Source organism: Paludisphaera soli (assembly GCF_011064595.1).
Lineage (GTDB): Bacteria > Planctomycetota > Planctomycetia > Isosphaerales > Isosphaeraceae > Paludisphaera > Paludisphaera soli.
This window is the reverse complement of sequence record NZ_JAALJI010000076.1, coordinates 1-5,400: the sequence shown is the minus strand read 5'-3', so window position 1 is coordinate 5,400 and position 5,400 is coordinate 1. Positions and strand designations below refer to the sequence as shown.

At 66.6% G+C, this 5,400-nt stretch carries 9 protein-coding genes and 1 pseudogene; 3 read left to right on the top strand and 7 right to left on the bottom strand.

Translation table 11 applies throughout. The annotated features are described in order from the left end of the window. The 5 genes and pseudogenes from G6O68_RS31355 to G6O68_RS31340 form a co-directional block, all read right to left on the bottom strand. Positions 1–238, bottom strand: a pseudogene (locus G6O68_RS31355) (hypothetical protein); the annotation flags it as partial. Between the two features lie 39 nt (positions 239–277). Further along, positions 278–664, bottom strand: a complete 387-nt coding sequence (locus G6O68_RS31350; RefSeq protein ID WP_165253618.1) for a lambda-exonuclease family protein — start codon at positions 662–664, stop codon at positions 278–280. A 430-nt stretch (positions 665–1,094) separates the two neighbouring features. After that, the gene (locus tag G6O68_RS32600; RefSeq protein WP_240911582.1) at positions 1,095–1,790 is read right to left on the bottom strand and encodes a BRO-N domain-containing protein; all 696 of its coding nucleotides are present in this window, start codon (positions 1,788–1,790) and stop codon (positions 1,095–1,097) included. Between the two features lie 45 nt (positions 1,791–1,835). Next, positions 1,836–1,979: a hypothetical protein gene (locus G6O68_RS32595; protein ID WP_206108283.1), complete on the bottom strand. Its 144-nt coding sequence runs from the start codon at positions 1,977–1,979 to the stop codon at positions 1,836–1,838. Positions 1,980–2,005: 26 nt separating this feature from the next. Further along, positions 2,006–2,179 (bottom strand): hypothetical protein, encoded by a 174-nt coding sequence (locus tag G6O68_RS31340; protein ID WP_165253616.1) that lies wholly within the window; start codon positions 2,177–2,179, stop codon positions 2,006–2,008. A gap of 128 nt (positions 2,180–2,307) precedes the next feature. Between G6O68_RS31340 and G6O68_RS31335 the strand changes: the two genes are divergently transcribed. Beyond that, a complete protein-coding gene (locus G6O68_RS31335; RefSeq protein WP_165253614.1) occupies positions 2,308–2,823 on the top strand; it encodes a helix-turn-helix domain-containing protein in 516 nt (171 codons plus the stop codon). Positions 2,824–3,073: 250 nt separating this feature from the next. Here G6O68_RS31335 and G6O68_RS31330 read toward each other — a convergent pair whose 3' ends face one another. Beyond that, on the bottom strand, positions 3,074–3,211 hold the full coding sequence (locus G6O68_RS31330) for a hypothetical protein (RefSeq protein WP_165253612.1): 138 nt from the start codon (positions 3,209–3,211) through the stop codon (positions 3,074–3,076). Between the two features lie 547 nt (positions 3,212–3,758). After that, a complete protein-coding gene (locus G6O68_RS31325; protein ID WP_165253610.1) occupies positions 3,759–4,478 on the bottom strand; it encodes a hypothetical protein in 720 nt (239 codons plus the stop codon). A 272-nt stretch (positions 4,479–4,750) separates the two neighbouring features. Between G6O68_RS31325 and G6O68_RS31320 the strand changes: the two genes are divergently transcribed. After that, positions 4,751–5,005, top strand: coding sequence for a hypothetical protein (locus tag G6O68_RS31320; RefSeq protein ID WP_165253606.1), 255 nt, complete (start codon positions 4,751–4,753; stop codon positions 5,003–5,005). Between the two features lie 27 nt (positions 5,006–5,032). Continuing rightward, on the top strand, positions 5,033–5,305 hold the full coding sequence (locus G6O68_RS31315) for a hypothetical protein (RefSeq protein WP_165253608.1): 273 nt from the start codon (positions 5,033–5,035) through the stop codon (positions 5,303–5,305). Positions 5,306–5,400: the final 95 nt, after the last annotated feature.

Genomic DNA, 5,400 nt, shown 5'->3' with positions numbered 1-5,400 from the left:
ACTCGGGGGCGTCGAGCGTGAGGACGCCCTCGGCCTTGGGGTAGGCGAACTGGATCCGCTCGTGGTCGCGGGGGTCCAGCGTGCGGGGCGGGACGCCGTCCTCGACGCACGCCCAGAACTCCTGGGTCTCGTCGAGGATCAGCCGGCAGAGCTTCTCGTCGCGGGGCACGGAGTAGATCTGCAGCTCCAGGGGCAGGAAGACCGCGAAGTCGACCCACTCCTGGCCGGCGACGAGCATCTGGTGGTTGCCCTGGACCAGCCAGTTCTAGGGGAGCCGCTACCACCCGCCGACCGGGGCGCGGAACTCGTTCGCCGCGTGCAGGCCCAGCGCCTTGAACTCGACGATCCGGCCGTCCTCGGCGATCCCGTCGATCGTGGCGCGGAGCCAGGGTTGTTCGGTGGATTCGAGGCAGGCCTGACGATTGACGATCGCGAGGTCGGCCCGCTCGGCGTAGGCCGCGGTGATCAGGGGCTCCAGCCGGATGCCCCACTCCTGCGTCTCGGTCTGCTTCCGGGGCTTCGCGGCCCCGACCTTGTCCAGGTAGACCGCCATCCGCGTGCGGTGCGGGCAGACGCCGAGGATCGCGGGCGAATCGCTCGCCCCGACGCCCCCACGCCGCCACTCCAGCCACCGCGCCTGTTCGTCGTCCTGGTGGTGGTCCACGGGTCACAGCCCCCCGTGTAGCAGGGGACGGTGAACGTCTCGGGGCGGCGGCGGTCGGCCCGGTCGGCGTCCCAGGTCCGGCCCAGCATCAGCCAGTCGGCCAGGAACTCGCGGGCCAGCCCGGCGAACCGTCGATGGCTCGCGATCAGGCAGTCCTCGACGGGGCCGAGGTCGAAGTAGCCGTCCTCGTGCTCCAGGCCGGTAGCGGCGGACAAAGCGTCGGCCCCGTCGAGGTCGGCCACGGCCAGCGTCACGCGGCCGTCGGGCTCCAAAATCAGATACCTGCCCCGCCGTCGCTTCATCGGACCGGACTCCTAGTGGGCGAATGAACATGAAAGATGATTTGGATCGACGCGACCGTAAGATTTCGGCGACGCCGCGTCATATTGGGGCGATCGCGGCGAATAGTCGGAGCAGAAAAGGCGTGGCGTCAGGCCGGCAGCGGCCGGACGACGTCGAGGATGGGGCCGCGACGGCTGTCGTGGCGGATGCCGATCCGACTTCCTGGGCCGATGAGGCTCAGGTCGCGTTCGGCCAGGTCGCGGGCGACGGCTTCAAAGATCGTCGGCCACTTCGAATGGGGGATGTCGTGGTCCTGGCAGATGCGTTCCGCGAGGATCTGGGCGTGCAGGCCTTGGCTGAGGCACGGCCCGCTCGTGTAATCGAGCGGCGTGTGATGCGGCTTCAATCCCAGCCGGACGCGGAGCCCGGCGGCGTCGTGACCGGTCTGGCCGCGATGCACGGCGTTGTAGACGTCGATCTCCGTCCGGACCGGGGCCTTGGCCGCGCGGAGCCGGTCGTGGACGCCCTTGTTCTCCAACTTCCGCTTGAGGCGGACGACGGCCGTGGCCTGGTCGCTGCGGAGCCGCTTCTGCTCGCGTCTCACGCGGTCGTCGCCGAGCGTGTAGGCCCCGTAGCGGCGGATGCTCGGCAGGACCTCATGGCAGACCCATCGCTTGAACCGCCTGGCCTCGGCCTTACGGCTCTTGAAGATCAACGAGTAGAGGCCAGACTCGTTGACGCAGAGCATTTCCTGCGGTCCGCCTGGGGTGTCAACAATCCTGATACCCTTCTCGTCGTCGTCCAAACCTAGGTCGCCGGTCTTCTCGCTGCCGTTCACGGCCATGCTGACGTTCGCAAGTCCGAGGGCCTTGCAGCAATCCCTGGCCACCTACCAAGTCACGCCGTCTCGCTCGACGACGCGGACGGACTTCCCTTCGAAGTCCAGGGAGACGACCCCCGGCTTCGGCCTCGCGGCCCTCGGTTCGACCGGTTCGCCGAAGAGGTCGTATTGCGGTTCCGGCTTCTTGCCCACGCGAAAGCTCCTGAAAGGGGGCCGGATCAGGCCGACTGACGCTGCTGGGCCGCGGCCTCGCGGGAGATCAGCCGCGCGACCATCGTGTTGACCGGGACTTCGGTCTCTTCCTTCCGGTCCAGGAGCCAGCGATGCAGGCTCGGGGAGATGCGGACCGTCAACTCCGCCCGCTTGGCGCGCGCCTTCGACGACGGGTCCATTTCGGAGCCCTCCTTTGGTATGCTTGGACTCAAGTGCCCTCTGACACCTTCAATCCATCTCTGTGGGCGATAGATCTCCATGTTAACGGCGAAAGTTTCTATCGCCGTCAACAATGGAGAGCACCTAAGTGGCGATTCCCAAAGAGGATAAAGCGGAAGAAAAATCCGCGCTCCATGACGGGCTCAGTGGAATAACGCTGGAGAAACTACGCTTACTCGTAGATCGCAAGCGGGGAACGTCTCAGAGCCAGATCAGCCGAGACACCGGGGTTCCACAAAGCGCGATCAGCGAAATTCTGAGCGGAAAGCAAAGACCTTTCGCTGATCAGTTGATCGCGATCGCACGGGCCGCGGACGTATCGCTGGACTGGTTGGTCGACGACGAACAAGCTCCGGATTCGACGCCGAGGAAGTGGGAAGCTTTGAAGGCCGAGGGGTTCCTCGCTTGGTTCGTCGACCAGCTGGGCATGACGCGCGAGCACGCCGCCGAAGCGATCCTAGGGGGATCGTTCGACATTCGGCCGAAGGGCCTAAACGCGCCCAGAGCCGTGGGCAAGCACGGCATCGCCCCGGCCAGGAAGCTGAAGCGGGGCGAGGTCGCGGAGGAGGCCGTGTCGGGGAGGGCTCTCGGCGAGAAGGAGTGAGCCCATCCGGAGCGTGGCCCACGAGTCGTCCAGGCCCAACTCCTCCTTGATCGCCGGCCAGTCCCCTGGGCAGCAGAGGATGGCCTCGTGATCGATCGTGCGGCCGTCGACGCCGTGGCCGACGACCCCGCGGTGTAGGTCCCTGCGACGAGAGTCATTCCCTTGCTCCCAGACGGTGCGGGAGGGCCCAGGCTGCTGATCCGTGGTTCGGACGATCGACGTGATCTTTCGCTCGCGTCGGGCGGCGTGGTCAGTCGACGTCGCCCCTCGGTTGGAGCGAGTCGCCCTCTCCGCACGGATGTCGCAGCTGCACCGCGATCGCCAGCGACCCGAACGTCTTCACCTTCCACACGCGGAGGTCCAACTCAGCGGCGGACTTCGCACGCATGACGCGGACGATCGCCTCGTAGGGGGTGCCCCGACGTGTATCCGTGGAACTTCGCCTCGTAGTAGCGCATCCGGAGCTTCCTCCTCTGTGCGGTGCATCAAGGCCCATGAGGGCGGGCGGGGACGTCTCAATTGCGATCTGTTGCCTTCAAGAGAATCGGATCGTTGCCACCCGACGCTTCAGCCGAGCCGCGATTTGGTGAAGAAATCGGACCGTCCTGCCGACGCCCAATACTGAACTTCTGTGCCATAACCTTCGGACCGAACAAGCCTCTCTCGGATCGCGTTGCGTGATTGCAACGGTCGCCTGAAACCGCCTTCATGAAGACGCCCGTCAAGCGACGAATCGGCCACCCCGAGACCCACGCCCCATGACCTCGCACCACATCGACTGCCCGCTCTGCGGGAACCGCGGCAAGGTGAAGGAAGCCCCGCCGGCCGGGGCGAAGATCCGCGGACGCTCCGGCCGTCGCCAAGCCTCGCTCGAAGTCCGAACGACGGTGACCGAGGCCGGACGGCGGGAAGCTCGGCGCATGAAACGCCCCGGCCTACCGCGACTCTCCTTCGCGACGCCTGAGCAATTGGGCCGGCAAGGCCAGAAGCTCGACGCCGATCTCGGCCAGGATCGCATGGCCTTTGGTCAGCCATGCGGCGGCGAACGCCCAGACGGCCACCCACTCGCCCCAGAACAGGAAGTTGTAGTCGTCGAGCGCGCGCCTCCAGTGGTCCGGAAGCAGGAAAAGGTAGGCGCCCATCGCCGCCATGCTGAGGAGGATGATCACGCCGCTCGTTCGATAGACGAAGACTCGCTCCGTCTCGTGCGAGGCCTGCTCGAACTCCTCGTCCTTCGCGCTGGGGAAGTGGTAGAGCGAGTAGAAGGCCAGCGTCAGGAAGAACAGCCCGCCGCTGAGCGAGTGCAGGTAGCCGACGAGGGACCGCTGGTAGAGCGGGTCGCTGCCCGGATCGAGCGGGCAGAACGCGACGCCGAGCGCGCCGAGGCAGCCGAATCTGGCGGTCCAGCTCTCGACCCGGTCGTACCCGCGGTAGCAGAACAGGAAGACGCCGATCGTGCACATCGCCCCCACGAAGACGTCGCGCATCGGCGTGTGGTAGTAGCTGCTCATGTTGTCCTGGATGGGGACGCCGACGAGCCAGCCGACCGGGCCGAGCAGGATCGGCAGGATCAGGCCGACGATCCCGATCGCGCGGCGGACGCCCTGGTAGGAGATGACCAGGGTGTGTGCGGCCTTGGGCAGTTCTTGGACCATGGATCGCGGCTTCTCTCAACGGCGCGGTGATCTCAGCCGAGGTTTTCCTCAGCGATGGCGAGATGTAGGATCATACCGGGCCGGGCGCCGCCGCGACGAACGATGAATCGAACCCGAAACGTGGGGCGACCTCGCGTCGCGACAGCTTGCGCCGGTCCACCGCCCACTCCCGCCGGTCCGCCGAGCGAGGACGTCTGGAGAGCTCGAACAGGGATCGTCGCGAGTCGTTCGGCCGCGGGATCCGACTCCACGCCGATCGGGAGCCGTGAGCCATGCCTCGACGCCAGAAGCCGCCGGGCTACGAGAAGTGGACCTGGGACGAGATCAACCAGGGCCGGAAGATGTCGAAGACCGGAAAGCGGATTCGGCGATTGGACGTCGGCCTCGGTGCGTCGAAGGACGCTCGCGGGAACATCACGCCGCCCCTCTACTCGGAGGCTCCTCACTACTGGTGGGTGATGATCGGCCTGATGATCGTCGGCCTGGTCGCGTTCGGCGTCGAACTCGCGAAGCAGGCGAATTGCTGAACCAAGCCGAACGAGCCGCCAAACAACGTGTCCTGGTGGTGCGTCGACCAGCTCAGAGGGGGGGAGCACATGGCCGAGGTCTACGAATTCGGACTGACCCTGGAAGGCGACTGCGACGACTTGACCGACGAGCTGCTCGGCAGGCTGCATGCGGCCGGCTGCGACGACGGGACCGTGGCCTGGCAGAACGGCCGCCTCTTCATCGCGTTCGATCGCGAGGCCGCGTCGCTGGAGGAGGCGATTGCGTCGGCGACGGCCGACGTGCGGAGGGCGGGCTACGAGGTAAAGGCGGTCCCCTGACGGGCATCGACCTAGCCGTCGCGACGCCGGATCCGCCCCGCGGCGAGATGGCGAGCGGCCTTGGAACGGGAAGGCCGGCGAGGAACTCCGAGAAG

Excerpts from the sequence above, each read along its gene's own strand:
- G6O68_RS31325 (WP_165253610.1), bottom strand. The coding sequence starts at position 4,478 with ATGGTCCAAGAACTGCCCAAGGCCGCACACACCCTGGTCATCTCCTAC.
- G6O68_RS32600 (WP_240911582.1), bottom strand. The coding sequence starts at position 1,790 with ATGGCCGTGAACGGCAGCGAGAAGACCGGCGACCTAGGTTTGGACGAC.
- G6O68_RS31330 (WP_165253612.1), bottom strand. The coding sequence starts at position 3,211 with ATGCGTGCGAAGTCCGCCGCTGAGTTGGACCTCCGCGTGTGGAAGGTG.
- G6O68_RS31320 (WP_165253606.1), top strand. The coding sequence starts at position 4,751 with ATGCCTCGACGCCAGAAGCCGCCGGGCTACGAGAAGTGGACCTGGGAC.
- G6O68_RS31340 (WP_165253616.1), bottom strand. The coding sequence starts at position 2,179 with ATGGACCCGTCGTCGAAGGCGCGCGCCAAGCGGGCGGAGTTGACGGTC.